Source organism: Gilliamella sp. B2889, from assembly GCF_026536885.1.
Classification (GTDB): domain Bacteria; phylum Pseudomonadota; class Gammaproteobacteria; order Enterobacterales; family Orbaceae; genus Gilliamella; species Gilliamella apicola_E.
Map to the genome: position 1 here is coordinate 198,426 of NZ_JAFNNF010000001.1, position 19,294 is coordinate 217,719.

18 protein-coding genes and 1 pseudogene are annotated in these 19,294 nt (G+C 33.6%); 8 read left to right on the forward strand and 11 right to left on the reverse strand.

The features are described 5' to 3' along the window. Positions 1-67: 67 nt before the first annotated feature. Positions 68-718 (reverse strand): DUF421 domain-containing protein, encoded by a 651-nt coding sequence (locus J3U09_RS00925; protein ID WP_081299555.1) that lies wholly within the window; start codon positions 716-718, stop codon positions 68-70. Between the two features lie 301 nt (positions 719-1,019). On the opposite strand from J3U09_RS00925, the pseudogene J3U09_RS10935 reads away from it, so the two are divergent. Beyond that, positions 1,020-2,075 (forward strand): annotated as a pseudogene (locus tag J3U09_RS10935) (bifunctional transcriptional activator/DNA repair enzyme AdaA). A 254-nt stretch (positions 2,076-2,329) separates the two neighbouring features. On the opposite strand, the gene J3U09_RS00940 reads toward J3U09_RS10935, so the two are convergent. Genes J3U09_RS00940 through J3U09_RS00950 form a run of 3 tightly spaced genes read right to left on the reverse strand, consistent with a single transcriptional unit; the run spans position 2,330 to position 5,815 of the window. Continuing rightward, positions 2,330-3,013 carry a response regulator transcription factor gene (locus J3U09_RS00940; protein WP_065563435.1) on the reverse strand — a complete coding sequence of 228 codons (684 nt, stop codon included), beginning with the start codon at positions 3,011-3,013 and terminating at the stop codon, positions 2,330-2,332. Beyond that, complete coding sequence (locus J3U09_RS00945; RefSeq protein WP_267356731.1) at positions 2,994-4,460, reverse strand: sensor histidine kinase; 1,467 nt, start codon at positions 4,458-4,460, stop codon at positions 2,994-2,996. Before J3U09_RS00945 ends, J3U09_RS00940 begins: the two co-directional genes overlap by 20 nt. A 2-nt stretch (positions 4,461-4,462) precedes the next feature. Then, complete coding sequence (locus J3U09_RS00950; protein ID WP_065563437.1) at positions 4,463-5,815, reverse strand: vWA domain-containing protein; 1,353 nt, start codon at positions 5,813-5,815, stop codon at positions 4,463-4,465. Positions 5,816-6,065: 250 nt separating this feature from the next. Here J3U09_RS00950 and apt point away from each other — a divergent pair, with 250 nt between their 5' ends. The 3 genes from apt (at position 6,066) to J3U09_RS00965 (ending at position 9,072) form a co-directional block, all read left to right on the forward strand. Continuing rightward, positions 6,066-6,611: an adenine phosphoribosyltransferase gene (gene apt / locus J3U09_RS00955; protein ID WP_065563438.1), complete on the forward strand. Its 546-nt coding sequence runs from the start codon at positions 6,066-6,068 to the stop codon at positions 6,609-6,611. Between the two features lie 243 nt (positions 6,612-6,854). Further along, entirely contained in the window at positions 6,855-7,625 is a 771-nt protein-coding gene (gene ddaH / locus J3U09_RS00960) for a dimethylargininase (RefSeq protein ID WP_267356733.1), read from the forward strand. 37 nt (positions 7,626-7,662) lie between these two features. Beyond that, a complete protein-coding gene (locus J3U09_RS00965) occupies positions 7,663-9,072 on the forward strand; it encodes a basic amino acid/polyamine antiporter (protein ID WP_220226084.1) in 1,410 nt (469 codons plus the stop codon). An 11-nt stretch (positions 9,073-9,083) separates the two neighbouring features. On the opposite strand, the gene J3U09_RS00970 is transcribed toward J3U09_RS00965, so the two are convergent. Next, positions 9,084-9,830, reverse strand: a complete 747-nt coding sequence (locus tag J3U09_RS00970) for a tRNA1(Val) (adenine(37)-N6)-methyltransferase (protein WP_267356734.1) — start codon at positions 9,828-9,830, stop codon at positions 9,084-9,086. Then, positions 9,820-10,485, reverse strand: a complete 666-nt coding sequence (gene nfi, locus J3U09_RS00975) for a deoxyribonuclease V (RefSeq protein WP_416380023.1) — start codon at positions 10,483-10,485, stop codon at positions 9,820-9,822. The genes J3U09_RS00970 and nfi overlap by 11 nt, the downstream gene beginning before the upstream one ends. Positions 10,486-10,545: 60 nt before the next feature. Here nfi and J3U09_RS00980 point away from each other — a divergent pair, with 60 nt between their 5' ends. Continuing rightward, positions 10,546-11,124: an IMPACT family protein gene (locus tag J3U09_RS00980; RefSeq protein WP_267356738.1), complete on the forward strand. Its 579-nt coding sequence runs from the start codon at positions 10,546-10,548 to the stop codon at positions 11,122-11,124. 268 nt (positions 11,125-11,392) lie between these two features. On the opposite strand, the gene J3U09_RS00985 is transcribed toward J3U09_RS00980, so the two are convergent. Both J3U09_RS00985 and J3U09_RS00990 read right to left on the reverse strand, forming a co-directional pair. Next, the gene (locus J3U09_RS00985) at positions 11,393-12,118 is read right to left on the reverse strand and encodes a serine/threonine protein kinase (RefSeq protein ID WP_267353285.1); all 726 of its coding nucleotides are present in this window, start codon (positions 12,116-12,118) and stop codon (positions 11,393-11,395) included. A gap of 88 nt (positions 12,119-12,206) precedes the next feature. Continuing rightward, positions 12,207-13,409 carry an MFS transporter gene (locus J3U09_RS00990; RefSeq protein ID WP_267356740.1) on the reverse strand — a complete coding sequence of 401 codons (1,203 nt, stop codon included), beginning with the start codon at positions 13,407-13,409 and terminating at the stop codon, positions 12,207-12,209. A gap of 207 nt (positions 13,410-13,616) precedes the next feature. Between J3U09_RS00990 and J3U09_RS00995 the strand changes: the two genes are divergently transcribed. From J3U09_RS00995 to J3U09_RS01005, 3 genes are all read left to right on the forward strand, one after another. Then, positions 13,617-14,525: a LysR family transcriptional regulator gene (locus J3U09_RS00995; protein ID WP_267356742.1), complete on the forward strand. Its 909-nt coding sequence runs from the start codon at positions 13,617-13,619 to the stop codon at positions 14,523-14,525. Between the two features lie 171 nt (positions 14,526-14,696). Beyond that, positions 14,697-15,221: a GNAT family N-acetyltransferase gene (locus J3U09_RS01000; RefSeq protein ID WP_267330318.1), complete on the forward strand. Its 525-nt coding sequence runs from the start codon at positions 14,697-14,699 to the stop codon at positions 15,219-15,221. Between the two features lie 55 nt (positions 15,222-15,276). Beyond that, positions 15,277-16,002 carry a rhomboid family intramembrane serine protease gene (locus J3U09_RS01005; RefSeq protein ID WP_065563447.1) on the forward strand — a complete coding sequence of 242 codons (726 nt, stop codon included), beginning with the start codon at positions 15,277-15,279 and terminating at the stop codon, positions 16,000-16,002. A gap of 50 nt (positions 16,003-16,052) precedes the next feature. On the opposite strand, the gene lolE is transcribed toward J3U09_RS01005, so the two are convergent. From lolE to lolC, 3 genes are read right to left on the reverse strand one after another with little or no spacing between them, the layout of a single operon-like run. Then, positions 16,053-17,291 (reverse strand): lipoprotein-releasing ABC transporter permease subunit LolE, encoded by a 1,239-nt coding sequence (gene lolE / locus J3U09_RS01010; protein ID WP_267356745.1) that lies wholly within the window; start codon positions 17,289-17,291, stop codon positions 16,053-16,055. 13 nt (positions 17,292-17,304) lie between these two features. Next, positions 17,305-17,997: a lipoprotein-releasing ABC transporter ATP-binding protein LolD gene (gene lolD / locus J3U09_RS01015; RefSeq protein ID WP_065563449.1), complete on the reverse strand. Its 693-nt coding sequence runs from the start codon at positions 17,995-17,997 to the stop codon at positions 17,305-17,307. Beyond that, entirely contained in the window at positions 17,990-19,192 is a 1,203-nt protein-coding gene (gene lolC, locus J3U09_RS01020; protein WP_416380024.1) for a lipoprotein-releasing ABC transporter permease subunit LolC, read from the reverse strand. Before lolC ends, lolD begins: the two co-directional genes overlap by 8 nt. Between the last annotated feature and the right edge of the window lie 102 nt (positions 19,193-19,294).

The following is a 19,294-nucleotide window of genomic DNA, read 5'->3' on the forward strand; positions in this document are numbered from 1 at the left end:
ATGATTAACCATATAAATATAACTAATTTATATGGTTAATCACCATAAAATCGAAAAAGTCCCAACCTTAGTGTATAGCATCATTTGGTATAACAAAAAGATGATGATCATAATACTCAACGCAATAAAGCCCTTCAAAACTTTTATATCCTTGATCAGCTAACGCGGATTTTAACCATTTTTCATCCTTACCTAGTTGCTCTAAAACATTATCAACGGGTTGTTCGTTTTCTAATACAATGACGGATATGTCCTTATCCCCTTTTTTAACTATTGATAATTGCCCATTAGGCTCCAAAATAGCTTTTTCAACACAATGAATGTTGAAAACATTCTTCATTCTGAGTAGTACTGCAAAACTAGCCAAATCTAAATTAATCGAGGTGAAAGCATCTAATTTTAATTTTCCATGATCCATTAATATAATTGGATTACCAACAATAAAGGCTTTAGCATTTTGACTTCGTTTTTTTAAATAATTAGAGGTATACATGATTGCTGTCCACATCAACAAGACAACAATAAAATCATATATGGTCAATTTAGGATTATAGATAATTCCACCTGCAATCCCACCTAATATCATATTCCCTATAAAATCAATGCTCGACATTTGCGATAGTGATGTTTTACCTGTTATTTTTAAGAATAAAACGATACATATAAAAACAACCAATAACTTTAAAGCAATAATAATAAAATCCAGATAGTTAAGCATAGTACTCTCCAAATGTTAAAGACCTAAGCTAGTAAAACAATAAATATTAAAGTTAATACTGAAAACCTATAAAATTTTAGAAGAGATTTTAATAAATTAGAAAATTTGATTATATAAATCGTGAGTAATTGAGTGACGCTTTAATATTAGATTGATATTGATTAATTTATCAATCTATTTTTTTCATATTGATAAAAAATATAATAAAAGATTAAATAAAAATAGTTGTCAATTTTGCGAAACAAAAGCTTTTTTTAATAAGCTTGATCCATCATTTAACAGTTCAAAATTAAGATAAAAAATGCTTAATCAAAAAGAAATTTATTACAAAGCGTTACTTGAAAAAGATGAAAGTTATGTTGGAGTTTTCTATGCTGGTGTTAAAACCACTTCAGTTTTTTGTATTGCTACATGCCGAGCCAGAAAACCAAAATTTGAAAATGTTGAATTTTTCTCTTCATTCAAATCAGCGCTTGATGCGGGTTATCGACCTTGCAAAATATGTAGACCCACTGAAAACGCTGCACCTAACGAAATAATTAAAGCAATATCATTAATTAGCAATAATCCTAAAAATAAGATTACCGATTATCAATTAAGACAAAATCAATTAAGCCCTGAAATTATTCGCAGATGGTTCAAAAAACACTATGGGATCACCTTCCATGCTTATCAACGAATGTATCGAATTAACAATGCTTTTCAAGAATTGAAATCAGGAAAAAATGTAATTAATACTGCAATGGATAGTGGCTAAAACTCCTTAAGTGGATTTGGTTACACTTACAAAAAAATCATGAAAAAATCACCTTCAACTAGCAATCAACAAGACATCATTTTAATTGACCGTTTTACTACCCCGCTCGGCCCAATGTTTGTTTGCGCTACTAGTCTCGGAGTTTGTCTACTAGAATTTGTAGATCGAAGAATGCTAGAAACCGAATTTGAACAACTACAATCTTTACTTAAAATGAAGATTATATTTGGTGAAAATGAACATATTAAACAAACTAAAGTTCAAATTGCCGAATATTTTAAGGGAACAAGAAAAGATTTTACCATTGCCTTACATACCCCAGGTACGTTATTTCAACAAACCGTTTGGGATTGCTTAAAGCAAATTCCTTATGGTGAATTAACCACCTATAAAAAACAAGCGCAAAAGATTAATAAACCACAAGCAATCCGAGCCGTAGCCAGCGCAAATGGTTATAACCGAGTTGCGATCATTATACCTTGCCATCGAGTAATCGGCACAAATGGCGAACTTATTGGCTATGGAGGTGGATTAGAAAGAAAAAAATGGTTAATTGAACATGAAAATAGAATCATAAAATCAGATACACACCCAAATTAATAACTATTTTTATCTAAAAAATAGATTAATTTAACAAAGTTAAAAGAGTATATTAAAAGGATTGATGAGAACAGCAGGATTGAGGATTATTAACCATTAAAATAATAGTTAGTTTAATTTTAATGCTTAGCTGTTTTTTGTTCATGCAATGACACCTATAAAAAACAGGTAACTATCTTATCCGGTTTGAGCTACTACAAATAATATGTTACCTGCATAAAATAAAATTGAACTTCATAAAATTTATATTAAATTTAATGTTTATAACCAATCCCATGAACAGTTTTAATTAAAGTTGGTGTGGATGGATTAATTTCTATTTGTTTTCTCAATTTTGAAATATGTTGATCGAGCGTTCTGCTATTAGGTAAAAAATCATATCCCCAAACGTAATCAAAAAGCATATCTCGAGTAACAACCTGATTTTTAAATTGATATAAACACTCTAAAATCTTAATTTCTCTTAAGGTTAATTCGATAACCTGATCGTTTCTTTTTGCATACAATTCGGAAGAATACACATTTAAATCACCAAATTGAAAATAGTCTTCTTTAGAGCAATTTGAATATTTTGATTTTAAGTAACGTTTGGCAATTGCCTTGATTCTTGCCCTAAGTTCATGAATACCAAATGGCTTATTCATATAATCATCAGCACCGAGCTCTAATCCAATTACTCGGTCGATCTCTTCATCTTTAGCAGATAAAAATAGAATTGGCACATCCTCATTTAATTTACGGATTTCACGACAAACCGAATAACCGTCAAGTTCAGGCATCATAATATCTAAAATAATAAAATCGGGTTGATGTTGATTAAACATTTCAAGTGCAACTTTACCATCATTTGCTTTGATAATCGTATAACCTTCTTTTTCTAGAAGATCTGACATACCATTAAGAATATGCTTATCGTCTTCAGCAATTAAAATCTTCATTTTCTAACTCCATTAAAATAAGTGAAAACGCAATTCCTGGATTCTGATTCATAACTTTAATTTCACCATTGATCTGATTAGCTAACTGATTGGCAATCGTCAACCCTATTCCAGTACCTGAAACCCCTTCGGTTATGGATGAGCTAACCCGATAAAAAGGATCAAAAATCTGTTTTAATAAATGATTAGCAATACCCTCACCATAATCTCGAACCGTAATTATCACCTGTTTTCCCGATTTAGTTAAAGATAAATCAACTTGCTTGCCTTTAGACGCATATTTTTCAGCATTACTCAGAAAATTATTGAGAATTTGCATTACACTGTCTTCATCCGTATTAACAATACAATCACTTGCAATATTAGTGATATTAAGATGTAACGATTTTGCCTCTAAAATAGGACTAAAGGTATGATATATCTGGTTGATTAGCTCGGTTAAATTAACTGGTTTTATATTGACACTAAGTGGTTTATTAAAACTTAAAACATTTTGAACTAGCCTAGTTAGTCTCTTACTTTCAGCACTGATTACATGCAAATAATCAGGAATGGGCGCAGGCTCATCTTCTAGATACTCTGATAACATTTCAGAGTATAGTGTGATATTGGTTAGAGGTGTTTTAAATTCATGGGAAACTTGTCCAACAAAACTAACCTGCTGCTTTGCTAAGCGCAATGTTCGAGTATATTCTCGATAGCTATAGAAAATCAATCCAAGTATTACGGTAATGAAAAGACCAATAACAACAGAACCTAATAAATACAAATTAACAACATTTGGGGAGGAATAATAATAGGTTAAATGCCAATTTTGTAAAGGATAGTCAAGCGATATCAAAATTTCATTATCAGATTTTTCACCATTGGTATAAATCTGTTTATCGCCATCTGATAATTTAAAATTATCATCAAAAGCTTGCTTATCTAATAAATTGATCATATCAAAAGAAAGCTTGATGTTAGAAAGCTCAAAACCAATAATATTATCCGATTGAATTGACCAGTAAATTAAGTGGTTATACATTTGATACCAACCAGAACTTGGTTGAAACTGTTCAGTATGATCTTGTTGATTGAATAAAACAGAATTATCTAAAGCGATGGATTCTACTATCTTATGCCATTGCGAATCATACACATCACTTACAAATAAAATTTTATTTTTATTGATGATAAAAATATTTTTAATATCAGTTTCTGAGCCTAATAAATCTTCCGCTTTATCGTTGTCGTCATTAATTTGAAGTGTCAAACTACTCAAATAAGATAGACGCTGATTTAGCAACGATTCAATCGATAACTTGATATTATTTATACGGCTTTTGGCGAGTAAGATTTGGTTGCTTTCTCGTAATAACACTTCGTGTTCTACACTTCGCCAACCTAAATAGCTTATAAACGCTATTAACATCATTAAAGATAAAATCGTTGCTAATCTTTTCATAATTATTTCTTAATTACATTGCTTTTTGACTCAAACTGCTTTTCAGCTGAAATTTTGTTGAAAACGTCTTTATCAGCTTTAGCAGCATCAGCCATAATATTATTTTTTTCAATTTGGCCTCTTAATCTTTGTTTTGCCTCTTCTGAGGATACTGAATTTGAAATTGAGCTAAGTTTTTTACTATTTTCAATAAGAATATCTTCTGCTTCTTCAAACCTACCTAGATTGTAATACTCTAATGCTTTTTCATTCTCAATGGTTACCTTCTGGATCTCTGATTCAGCTAAAACTTCTTGAATCATTGAATCCTTGACCAACTTTTTATCATCGGTATACGCTACGCTTACAAATTGAGTTTCGTGTTCAGCTTTATTTCTCAATAAATTGTCATATGATAAATCAATTTGAGCTAACGTTTTACTTTGGCCAACTTTTCCTTCCTCAGGGATGACTTCTAACAGTACATATTTTTCTTGATTTGAAAACAATTGATTCATTTTAATCGTGACTTGATTACCTTTGATTACACCATCTCGACCAAGTAAACGCACCGGTTTAACGCCATCTTTCAATTGGATAGTAATCACAACATTTTGAGCAACCGTGGACATCACGTCAGTAAACTCGTGAACAAACATTTTTTCAAGATCAAAAGTATTATTAACAAATACATGATTACCATCACTATAACTTGCGATAGATGACATTAATATTTCATTATAATCAGAACCGATCCCCATTGTGGTAATAGCAATATTCTTTTTAGCCGCAATAATAGCTAATTGAGAAAGTTCAGCTACTGAACTAGGACCTATATTGGCTTGACCATCAGATAACAAAATAATACGATTAACTTTATCTTTCGTAAGTTGGCTTTCAACTTGTTTTATTCCCTTACTCAATCCTGCAAATAAGGCTGTTCCTCCACCTGCAACTAAATTTTTATTGATTAGTTTAATAATTTGTTCTTTATTCTTTACTTTAGTTGCTGGAACAATAACTTTCGCATCATAATCATAAGTAACAATAGATAAGGTATCTTCTTCATTTAGCATATTAACCGCAAAAATAGCAGCTTCTCTCGCTTTTACTATGCGATCGCCTTGCATTGAACCTGATTTATCAATAACAAGCGCTAAATTGATCGGCACATGTTTATTAGAGTTCGCTTTTTCACCAGTTAATGAAACTTTTAAATAATTGGTTTCTTCACTTCCTGCCATAATAATAGGTGAAGACAATTCTGAACGGACGTTAATTTGTGAAACTTGTGAACTTGGTAGAATTGTCGTGGCATAGCTAAATAAACTAGACAAGACAAAACCTAACATGACAAATATTTTAATAAATTTCATAGTATTTTCCTTCCTATATAAAGTTTATTCAATTATTCATCAATCGCCAAATAAATTGTCTAAATAATGTATTTAATTGTAAAAAGTTGTAAAAAGTAAAACCGTGATAAAAAACACCTATTAGTACTTAAACTAACCAATCTCTCTATTTTACGGTGCGTTAACTGTTTGTTTATTGCCAGTCTAAAGTGCAAAGGTATATAATAAAAAATTAGTCGCTCTTGAAGAGAATAGTTAGAGAACATTTAAAATGACTCAATCAAAACTTGAACTTATTAAAAATAGTATTGTCACGATTCCAAATTATCCTAAACCTGGTATCTTATTTCGTGATATCACTAGTCTACTTGAAAACCCTATTGCATTTAAAACATCAGTCGATCTTTTAATTGAGCATTATAAAGATAAAAAAATCGACAAAGTTGTTGGCACCGAAGCTAGAGGCTTTATCTTTGCAGCGCCACTTGCGTTAGCATTAGGCGTTGGTTTTGTACCAGTAAGAAAACCAAATAAACTGCCGCGTAAAGTATTTAAAGAAGAGTATCAACTTGAATACGGTACAGATACCTTAGAAATGCATTGCGATGCGATCAAACCTAACGAAAGAGTGTTAATTATTGACGATTTACTTGCAACTGGAGGCACCGTTGCCGCTACCGCAAAATTAATCCAAAAAGCAGGTGGTATTGCTCAAGATGCGGCATTTGTAATTAATTTACCTGATTTACACGGGAAAACAAAATTAACTGATATGGGAATTAACTGTTACACATTAGTCGATTTTGCCGGTGAATAACACATATTTTTAGGGCGAAATGTCGCCCTATTCGTCTCCAACATCCTCATTTATTAATATCCTTATTTTTGCCATCAAATTCAGGCTTATCTTATCCGCTACTCTAATTTCATTTTAACTAGCCAAAACCACAACAAATATCGCCATGCTCAATTTGCATAAATTATCAACTTAATTCTTGAAATAGTTATTATTATGAATTATTATTCAAAAATAATGAATATTTATAACAGGAATTGAACAGTGAAAAAATTTAACCATATCATCACCAGAACACCTGCAAAATCCCTAATAAATGGATTAACCTCTGCCAATTTAGGAAAACCAGACTATCAAAAAGCGCTTGATCAACATAACAACTACATTCGAGCATTACAGCAATGCGATGTCGATATCACAATATTACCTGCCGATGAACGATTTCCAGATTCTGTTTTTGTTGAAGATGCCGTGTTATGTACGCCCTGTTGCGCCATTATTACTCGCCCTGGCGCGGTAAGCCGTCGTGCAGAAACAGAAATCATCGTTGATACTATTGAACGATTTTATCCTAATAATGTTGAACACATTACCGCCCCTGGCACTGTTGAAGCGGGCGATATTATGATGGTTGAGAATCACTATTACATTGGTTTATCCGCTCGTACCAATCAAGAAGGTGCCAACCAAATGATTGCTATCTTAGAAAAATACGGACTATCCGGTTCAGTGGTGACTTTAGAGAAAGTATTACATCTAAAAACCGGACTTGCTTATTTGGAACACAATAATTTATTAGCTGCGGGTGAATTTATCATTAAACCAGAATTTCAACATCTCAATATTATCGAAATACCAGAAGAAGAGAGTTATGCCGCTAACTGTATCTGGGTTAATGAGCGAGTCATCATGCCGGCTGGTTATCCAATTACTAAAGCTAAAATTGAAGCGCTTGGCTATCAAGTCATCGAAGTTGATACCTCAGAATATCGCAAAATTGATGGTGGAGTTAGTTGTATGTCATTGCGATTTTAATTAAAACTTAACTGAACAATTAAAATAAGAAAACGATATGAATATGCCAGTAAGAAAAAAGCTTGGCATACTCCCACTTACATTAATGGTAGTGGGTAGTATTGTCGGTAGTGGTATTTTTAGCCTTCCTCAAAACATGGCCGAAGGGGCTGGTGCAGGTGCAATTTTAATTGCATGGGTAATAACCTTATTTGGCATGTTTATGCTTACGCGAATTTTTCAGTATCTTTCAATTCGTTTTTACAAAATCAATGAAGGATTATATGGCTATGTTCGTGAAGGATTTGGTGATTATATTGGTTTTAATGCCGCTTGGGGCTATTGGATATCGGCATGGATGTCATGTGGCAGCTATTTAGTTATCCTATTTAGCGCATTAGGTTCATTTGAGTGCTTCAATTATTTTGGTAATGGCACAACTATTCCCGCTGTGATTGCTGGACTTATATTCTTATGGATTATCCATTTTTTTGTCATAAAAGGCATCTATCAAGCATTCTTACTTAATTGTTTAGTCACATTAGCTAAAATTGTGCCTATTTGTTTATTTATTGTTTGTGTCGTTTTAGCGTTTAAAGTTGATACTTTCAATATGGACTTTTGGGGGACACCTCAATTAGGAACCATCCTCAGTCAAGTAAAACATACCATGCTTTATACCGTATGGGTTTATTTAGGGATTGAAAGTGCTACAGTTTATGCCGCTCGAGCTAAAAATATAATTAGTATAAGTCGAGCCACCTTTTTTGGTTTTGCTATTACCAGTCTATTATTAGTCTGTGTTTCGGTGCTATCTTTAGGGATCGTACCACAACACGAACTAGCACAAATGAAAAATCCATCCATGGCCTTAGTGATTGAACATGTTGTAGGTAGTTGGGGAGCTAAATGTATCAACATTGGTTTGATTGTCTCGGTCAGTGGTGGATTATTGTCTTGGTTAATGTTAGCGGCTGAAATGCTGTTCCTTTCTGGCCAAGGCAATCAACATACCGTACCTAGTTGTTTCGGTAAACTCAATAAAAACAGCACACCCGCTAATGCATTGTGGTTAACAACGAGTTTAATTAGTGTACTTATGATTTTGGCACATTTTTATCAATCGGGTTACAACACCTTAATTCAGCTATCAACTTCAATGGTACTCATCCCCTATCTACTATCAGCACTATTCGTGTTTAAACTATCTATAAGGCAACGAAAAAAACATCTATTATTCATCGGTACACTGGGTTCAATTTATGGATTCTGGTTAATCTATGCTGGTGGAGTGTCTTATTTATTACTATCCATGATCTTATATAGTGTTGGATTATTATTCTACCTTTATGCAAGAAAACAAAGGCATCTATCATCTTTCAGTTATTTGCATGACAAAATTTATGCCATAACCATAGTTATACTAGCTATTATAGCGATAATATACTTCTACATTATTCCGCAATAACCAAAAAGGCATTATTTACGAAACAGATAAAAATCAGCCAATAATTCTCTAAATGGTTGAGAATACCTCCCATGGTCATCGCGCATACACAATGATTGACTAAGGAAATTATCATTTTGATGAAATGAAAAGGCCATCAGTGCCAACGAAAAATCCTTATCAGCTGAATATTTTACTTGCATTTCACTGCATAAAAATAACCTATTTAACTCGCATAACTGTTTAAATTTATCTGCAACATGATAAGGTAATACTAAACAAAATAATCCATTTGATTTTAATAAACGAATTACCGCATCAATAAGTTGCTGATAGTTTAAACTCTCGGTATAACGAGCCAACTGACGTTCTGCATTTCGACATTCGACTGCTGATTGGAAATAAGGTGGATTAGTTATAATCAAATCATAACAAGCATTATCATCTATTCTAAATTGATTAACATTGATATTTAATGCTCGGATCGTTTGAAAATTAGCATTTAAGCTATTTTGCTGACATTGCATAATCGCTTGCGGATCAATGTCGATCGCATCAATTTGACATGAATGGTTTTCTAAACGCTGGGCAAGCATCAATGCAATAACGCCACACCCAGTACCAATATCTAAAACATTTTGTATATCAGGTTTAATTGGTGCCCATGCACCTAACAAGCAACTATCCGTTGTCACTTTCATTGGACTTTTATCATGAGCAACAAAAAAACGCTTAAAGGTAAATCCACCTTTTTTTAATGGTAGCTGATTATTTGGCATGACTAAACTTTCTAAATAATGGCTTATTGGACGCAATTGCATCAGCCCAACGAGTTGGCTCTGGCAAACGGTAACCGCGTAAACATTGTTTGACCCAATGTAATGCACTGTCTTGACTGATTCTATGCGCTGCGGAAACAAATAACGGATTACAATTATCTTTACTTTGTAAAACCCAGCCTATCTGTTCTTGCTTATCAAACAGAGGCGTTACATTTCCCGCTTTTTTCGATTGAGGCTCGAATTGTCCACATAATTTTCTTTTTGCTACACCAATCGTAGGTATATCGAGCAATAAACCTAAATGACTTGCAATTCCTAATCGTCTGGGATGAGCAACACCCTGCCCATCAACCAACAACAAATCAGGTTTGTGCTTAAGCTGTTGCCATGCTTTAAGCAATGCTGGATACTCCCGAAAAGACAAATATCCTGGAATATAAGGAAAATTTGTTTCCAATCGAGCAATATTATATTCAACCACTTCAAAATCAGGAAATGTCAATATCACAATCACAGCACGAGTTATCATGCCACCTTGTTCAAAACCGACATCCGTCCCACCAATCAATTTTATTGCTGGGTTAAAATCATCCACCAAGCTAACCTGATTGGCTAATTGCTGTTGTGAAAGTTTTAATTGTGCTAAATTAATAGACATTTCAACTCTGCTGAGTATTATTAGTTACAATAAAATGATTTTACCAGAATAAGTATGCCTTATACATTAGCAAATCCAACCGAATTAACCGAAGAAATAAAAAAAAGTCGCTTTATTGTCAATGCGGCACCCATTATAAATGCGGAGCAGGCTACGCAATTTATTGATAGCATTAGTGATCCAAATGCAACTCACAACTGTTGGGCATGGAAAATAGGACAACAATATCGTTTCAATGATGATGGAGAACCTACCAGTACTGCTGGGCGCCCTATTCTATCGGCTATTGAAGGACAAGATTGCGATCAAGTCGTCGTTGTTGTGACCCGCTATTTTGGCGGAATTAAATTAGGTACAGGTGGACTAATCCGTGCTTATGGCGGCTCAGCAAGCCATTGCTTACAACAAGCTGAATTAATAGAACTTATTGCCAGAACAACCTTACAATTTCACTGTTACTATAACGAGTGGCCTATCATAGAAAACCGACTGAAGGAACTCGATGCAATTATTGAACAACAAAATTTTGATGCAGAAGGTGTTACAGTCGGCATCGCTATCACACAAGACAATTTGCTCACACTTAAAAAGAATATTAGTGATATTACTCGCGGAAGAGTGATTATTGAATGAAATCTGAAAACTTTTTAAATACCTTCAATAACGTTAAATTTAAATATACTCTTGATTGAAATGACTTCGAAATAGATAAGCATAAAAATAATTTAAATACTGCTTCAATAAATGCACTCAGCACGTTGGAAAATATACAGTTAAAGTAGCGGGATGACGTTTAAAATTAATTTAAATGATTTTAATCATTTAAATAAAACCTCAAAAACCCCGCTCCTCAACTTTTTTTCTTTCCCCTCAAGGATAAATAATTGCTAGTGATAAATAGTTAATTATTAAACTCATATACACTACCGTCACCCCATGTGCCAATGTAATAACGGCTATTATGATAAGCTAATGCAACAGCTTGAGATAAGTTCGAAACTAATGTCGTCACTTTTTTGCTTTGTACATCAATTTTTCGCACCATACCGGCACCATTATCAACCACTGCCACTACATTTGGGGCAATTCGTACAATACCTACACCTGGGCGACTAAATTCGGCGCCGAGTTCCGTTTGAGTACCATTTGGACTGATCATAGTTAGACGTCCACTGTATTGAGAAACAACTAAACTATTATCCGCTAATTGAGTCACGCCAACTGGTGTAGTTAATCCACGAGCAACAATATTTTTTTGTTTTGTTTGAAGATCAAGCGAAACAATTTCACCTGTTGAACGATTAGTGATGAGTAATTGCCCCTGATTAGAAAAAGCGATTCCGGTAGGCGTATGATAACCATCAGAAATTTTTTCTGATTTACCATCACGATTAATTTTTAAAATATAATCATCGCCATAAGATGAAACATACATATTATCTTTTGCATCAAAAACTATTCCAGCTGGTGATGATATACCCGAATAAAAAGTCTCTTTTTTACCATTAGCATTTATTTTCAAAATTGAATTATTTGACCAATCTGTCACATACATCTCACCTTTACTATCAAATGCGATTCCTGTTGGAGCATTGAAGTCTGAGGAAATCTTTGTTAAACCTGCCATAGATGACCCTCCATAAAAACAGCAAAATATAAACATCGATATACGCAGTAAAAATTTTTTCATTATTAATTTCCTTATTTATAACACATTAATTTTTAATACTATTTTTAATTAATCGAATCGCAATTAACGCTAGGATTAAATTAACGATAGACAAAAAGACACAAAGTATTATGGCTCCATTCCAAGCTTTATTTTGATAAACAATACCGAGTAAATAAGTACCAATACTACCGCCAGCCAAACAAGCAAGAAGATATAAAGATGAAATAGCTCCTCTAGAACTAATTGGTACAATTTTATTTAGCATTGCAATCACTAGTGGTTGAATACCAAATACGAATAGAAATAAACAAAAAATGCCTAATCCAATAACATATAATGATGAGCTAAATCCGATAGTGACGATCGATACACATACCGCTAACAGACAGATGATGAATAGATATTTTTCATTGATGACTTGAGTTAACTTACCAGTGATCATGCTACCGACTACCGCACTTAGACCAGCAAAATTCAACCAACCTAAAACGGTTGAAGATAAGTAAAAAGGTGCGCCTTTCAAATAAAAAGTGAGTAAAGAAGATATTCCAAGATAAACAAAAAATAGTAAAAAACCGATTAGTAAAAAAATAACGACAGTTTTATCTAAAAATAATTTAAGTGCAGAGAAATACGTACCTATCAAACTGGTTGTTGGAGATTGATTTGTTGTTTGTTTTATACCAAAAGGAACAAAAAGACATGCTACAATGATTAATCCCGCATAAATGATAAAAGCAATCTGCCAAGACCAAAAATCAGTTAACATCGCAATCACACTACGGCTAAAAATGATGCCAACAATTGAAGCTGAAATCATAATTCCCATTGCTTGTGGTAACTTATGATTTGGCGTGTTTTTAGCGGTATAAGCGAACAGAGCTGCAGGGACAGCAGCTGCAAAAAAGCCTATTAATGACATAACAACCAGATATATATCAAAACAATCAACGATCACCGATAAAATAAGACAACAAATAGTACCAATACTGCCGATCAGAACTAATAACTTTGTTGAAACGTTATCCGAGAGTGGACCATAAATAAAAAAAGATATGGCATAAAAAAAACAAGATAAACTAAACACATTTCTTGCTTCTAAAATATCAATATGATAACTTTTTGATATTTCTTGAAAGATAAGTTGACTTATATAAACTGAGCCAACTAATAGCACAATTAAAATTGCTGATAAAATTAGACTCGATTTTTTCTGTATTGTTTCTTCTTTTAACATAGATTTCATAATAAAGATTGATTAGTTTTCAAGAAGACTATCTGACAAATAATTAATTTAAAAATACATATTTTGTTATACGAAAATCGTATAACCAAAAATGATGATTAGCAAAAGATGTAAAACTCATTCATAATAACTAAATGATTATCGTGCTAAAAAACTATACGACGATTTGGACACCAAACTAATTGATGTATTAAGAACTGTGTAATTATGGACATTTACAGCAAAAGATTACCGACTATTAAGCAATTACAATATTTCATTGCGGTCTGTGAAGAACTTAGTTTTACTGGCGCAGCCAAAAAACTTGGTATTAGCCAACCTCCTCTTTCAACTCAAATTAAAAATTTGGAAGAAACCCTACAAAGCACACTTTTTTTAAGAAACTCTCACAATATTGTATTAACCAATGAAGGCGAAATACTAAAATCTAAAGTAACACAATTATTAAGTGATCTTTGTTCAATGGTTAAATCAACAAAGCATCTAGAAAAAGTTATTATAGGAACAACTAAAACCTTAAGTTTTGACTATATTCCTTATTTCAAATCGTTTTTATCCAAATTTAGTGATGAAACAGAAATATATAAACATAACTATACCTCTAAAGAGCTAATACTTGAGTTACAAAAAGGCAATATTGATTTTGCCTTTGTTTCCGACTATCCAACTAGAGATTTTAATGAAAACTCAATACTAATCTATCAAGAACCCATGACCTTAGTATTACCAGCTCATCACCCATGCAGTAAACAAGATAAAGTTAATCTTAATGATGTGATTGATTTACCTCTGTTTTGGTTTAAACAACATTTAAATCCATTTTTTTACGACCAGTGTGAAAAGGTTTTCAATAGCTTAAACCACCCACTACATCGTCGTACCGAACTCGCTGATAATTTATCTATGCTACTGGAAGTTGCATTGGGTAAAGCAATAATGCTTTTACCACAATCGATGACACAAATGAAAGTCGATGGTGTTATCTATAAAAAGTTGATCAACAGCCAAGATAAAAAATTAAAAATAAATATTTATCTGATATGGCGTAAAAACATTAAAACTTCAACAGTCAATCAAGCAATAATTGATTATTTTAATCAGCATAAAATCAGCTAAATTAAACCTCAAAAACCCCGCTCCTCAACTTTTTTTGCTAATTTATTTATTATTGAAATGGTGTCAAAAATGTTGAGGAAAGGGTTTTTTGGTAAATTCTTTTAAACCATTTTCTTTTTTTAGTTATTAAATCGCCTTTGGTTGCTTGTACATAACAAAGCCATTACAATTATGCAAACTAATCACTTTTCTTTTAAACTTATGATTACTTATACAGATGCAACTTTAGATGATTTGCCCTTTATCGTGGATGTATATAATTCAACAATTGCTAGTCGCCAAGTTACAGCTGATTTACAGCCGGTGTCTGTTGAAAGTCGTTTAGCGTGGTTTGATCAGCATAATCCACAAAAACGCCCACTTTGGTTAATCAAATATCAAAATCAACCTTGTGGTTGGGTGAGCTTATCATCATTTTATGGCCGTCCGGCTTACGATAAAACGGTTGAAATTAGTTTATACATTCATCAAGATTTTAGAGGGAAGAAAATCGGTCAAACCATAGTGACTGAAATTGAATTATTTGCTAAGCAAATTGGTATCGAAGCCATACTTAGCTATGTTTTTGGACACAATACGCCTAGCATAAAACTATTTGAAAAGCTTCATTATCAACATTGGGCCCTACTCCCCAAAATTGCCGAACTTGATGGCGTCAAGCGTGATTTAGTTATTTTAGGTAAGCATCTGGATTAACACATCTATCTAACTTAGTTATGATTTATTTTTTTCAAAAGGGATACTCCACCACATGGGCAATCTAAGAAATCTTCAATATTTATTTCAACAAGCAAAAGTTACTAGTATTTTAGTTCTGCTTAATGTTGCATGGTTTGTTATTTCTCATCTACTTGATTCGCGTGGTTTTTCAACATATATGGAAAACGCCTTCTTGATTGACTGGGGTGCGGATGTTGCTCAGTTAACTTTTTCTGGTGAATATTGGCGTTTATTTACCAATATCTTTGTACATGCAGGATTAGCTCATCTTGCTATGAATATGTTAGCATTATGGAGTGTTGGGATTGTTTTAGAACGATTGATCCCACCATTTTCTTTTATTGGTATCTACTTATTGTCCGGCTTATTTGGTAGCTTAGCGAGTGACGTTTCAACCATTCGTCATAGTGTTATTAGTTGTGGTGCTTCGGGGGCTATCTTAGGTATTATCACTGCACTGCTTGCCTATTCACTCATCAATCGTACCGATCTGCAAGAGATGCCTATCAAGTCTATTGTAATCAGTTTATTTCTGACTCTGGGATTAGGTTTGTTACCTTCTATTGACAATATGGCGCACATTGGTGGTGCGATTACAGGGTTTATTTTAGGTGGAATAGTTACGGTCTGTTTGAAAAAATTTCGCTATCAAAGCAATATTTACACTCTATTAATCTTAATCCTCTTTGCGGCATCGTGTTTGCTGTTATATTCAATTTATCAATATTATAAAACAACATATGGTTTTAATTATTAAAAATAAAGGCGCAAATTGAACTTTGCGCCTTTATTATTTTATCTGATTTATTAATAACTACTTAGCACTCGAGCCGGATCAATTTTATACGCTCTTCGAGCTGGGTAATAGCTGGCAATCAAACTTAATAACATTGCTGTAATAAATACAATGACAACATCAAATAAATGAATTTCGGATGGTAAAAAATCAACAAAATAGATGTTGCTATTTAAGATTTTATGTCCCATCATCGACTCAAAAACACCCATTATGTTTGAAAGTTGCCATGAAACGATAACGCCAAGCACCACGCCAATCACACTACCAATCAAACCTGAAATTACACCATACCAAATAAAAATACGTTTTATAAGATTATTGGTTGCGCCAAGTGTTTTAAGAATAGCGATATCTCGTTGCTTATCTTTAACTGCAATAACTAGCGTCGATACTATATTAAAACTAGCAACGCCAATTACGACAATCATCGCTAAATACATAATTTGTCGAATCATTTGAATATCACGATACATAAATCCAAATGTACGTTCCCAACTATTAAAATCGAGATTCTCTTCAAGATTCAACGTTGCCTGGCCAATAATATCACTAGCTTGATAAACATTATCTACATTGATCATTAATCCTGTGACGCTGTCACCAATATTGAGTAGCTTTTGTGAATCAGTTAAAGGTAATAAAGCCACATTGTTACTCAATGAGCCACTAAGATCTAAAATACCATGTACTTGTAAACGAACTCGACGAGGTGGTTTAAGTTGTTCTGGATTGTTTGAAACCGGAATAAGCAAAGAAACCCACTGCCCTTCTTGAACTGCAAGTGATTTAGCTAAACCGGCACCTAAAATGATTTGTTGATTATCGGCTTTAAAATCTTGCCATTTATTATTAAGTACATAATTAGGTAATGCACTTATCTTCTTTTCTTGTTCTGGGTCAAGCCCTTGTACTTCAACCGCACCAAGCTTGCTACCATTTTCAATCAATCCCGTAAAACTAACAAACGGCATGGCAGATACAATACGTTTATTTTCTTGCAGTTCAGTTTGAATATGCTCCCAATTTTCCAAATTGCCCATATGAGAATAAACTTGTCCATGAGGCACGACCGATAAAACTCGATCATTTAATTCACGCTCAAAACCATTCATGGCACTTAAGCCAATGATCAGCGCAGCAATACCTATAGCAATGCTCAGAGTTGAAATAATTGATATCAACGAAACCATACCGCTTTTACGGCGTCCTTTACGGAATTTTATGGCTGTGATTAATGATAAATTCATAATTCATTTACCTTTATTTCACCGAATGAGACAACTGCCCATCACTCATAATCAATTGATGATCGAGTTGATTTGCTAAAGCGAGATCATGCGTAACCACTAAAAAAGCCGTACCATGTTCACGATTAAGTTTTATCAGTAACTCAAAAATTGAATCAGCTGTTGATTTATCTAAGTTACCCGTTGGTTCATCAGCCATTACTAGTGCCGGATTATTAATCAACGCTCGTCCTATCGCAACGCGTTGACGTTCACCACCTGATAGTTCAGATGGACGATGATTAGCACGTTTAACTAGATTTACCGACTCTAACATCGCCATAGCGCGTTTTTTAGCTTCGCTAGGCGAAGTGCCTCCAATCAACAAAGGCATTGCTACATTTTCAAGCGCAGTAAAGTCAGGCAATAGATGGTGGAACTGATATACAAATCCAATTTCTTGGTTACGCAAATGTGCTTTTTCTTGTTCTGATAAGCGATTCAGTTGTTGAGATTTAAATGTGATTTCACCTGAAGTTGGTTTGTCTAACCCACCAAGCAAATGCAATAAAGTACTTTTACCTGAACCAGAGCTACCAATAATTGCCAGCAATGATTTAGGATAGATATCAAACGAGACATCTTTTAATACCTCGGTCACCATTTTGCCTTCTTTATAGGTTTTATAGAGATTTTTAGCTGAAAGAAGTGGCTGTGAATTATTCATAACGTAAAGCCTCGGCTGGTTGGATATTGGCTGCACGATATGCAGGATAAATAGTTGAAATTAGCGATAACATAAGTAATCCGAAAATAATAAATATAATTTGTGCAGGTTCAACTAGCGTTGGTAATTCAATACCAGCAAAGGATAAACCAAGCACCGACATCAACTCATTTAAATATGAGGCTAGTAACAAACCAATGGCGCTACCTAATAAAGTTCCAATGACACCTGAACTAGCACCTTGAATAATAAAAATCAGCATAATCTTAAAGCGTGATAAACCCTGCGTTTTTAATATGGCCACTTCGCCTTGTTTTTCCATAACTAATAAGCTAAGCGAAGTAATAATGTTAAATGCCGCAACAATTACAATTAAACTAATCAACAGCCCCATCACATTTTTTTCCATCTTAATAGCTTGGAACAGCTCACCACGTTTTGCTCGCCAATCGGTAAACACCAAGTCTTCAGGTAATGGATTTTTTGTTACTGATGAAATTTCAAGTGGATGAGCTAAAAATAGACGCCAGCCACTAATATTATTAGCAGGATAACGTAATAAATTTCTAGCATCAGTTTGATTGATATAAATTAACGCTTGATTGATATCATGATTAACGGAAAACAACCCGCTCACGGTAAATAAACGTTGGGAAGGAATACGCCCTACTGGTGTAATCTGACTGGCATCGGTGACCATCAAGCGAATCTTATCGCCAACTATCACACCCAATTGATCGGCTAACGTCTGCCCTAATATTACATTATAGCTGCCTACCTGTAAGGTGTCGATTGAACCAGCATAAACATAATCTTCAATCGGATCGTGGTCGTCAGCAGTAATCCCCATTAAGGTGCTGACCGTGATACTTTGTTGACTTTGTAAAACCACATCACCTGTAATAATCGGCGTTATCCGCTCAACACCTTGGATATTTTCAAATTGTGGTGAAGTAATAATACTAGAATCAATTTTACCTGTTTTAGAGGTAATTTGTGCTTGAGGAAAAAACTTTAAGATACTATTTTGCATCTGCTCTTCCAGCCCATTCATTACCGACAATACCACAATTAAACCGATAGAACCAAGCATGATTCCAATCATAGACAGCCAGGAAACAAAGCGGCCAAAACCATCGTTTTTTTGCCCATATACATAGCGTAAACCGATATAAAATACTAATGGACGAAATATCTTTGACATAATAGTTATTAAATACCTGAAGTTTTCAATCAACTTTTAAAATTTTAGTTGCTTATCATACAGGATTAAACAGTTATAGAAAACAACCATATA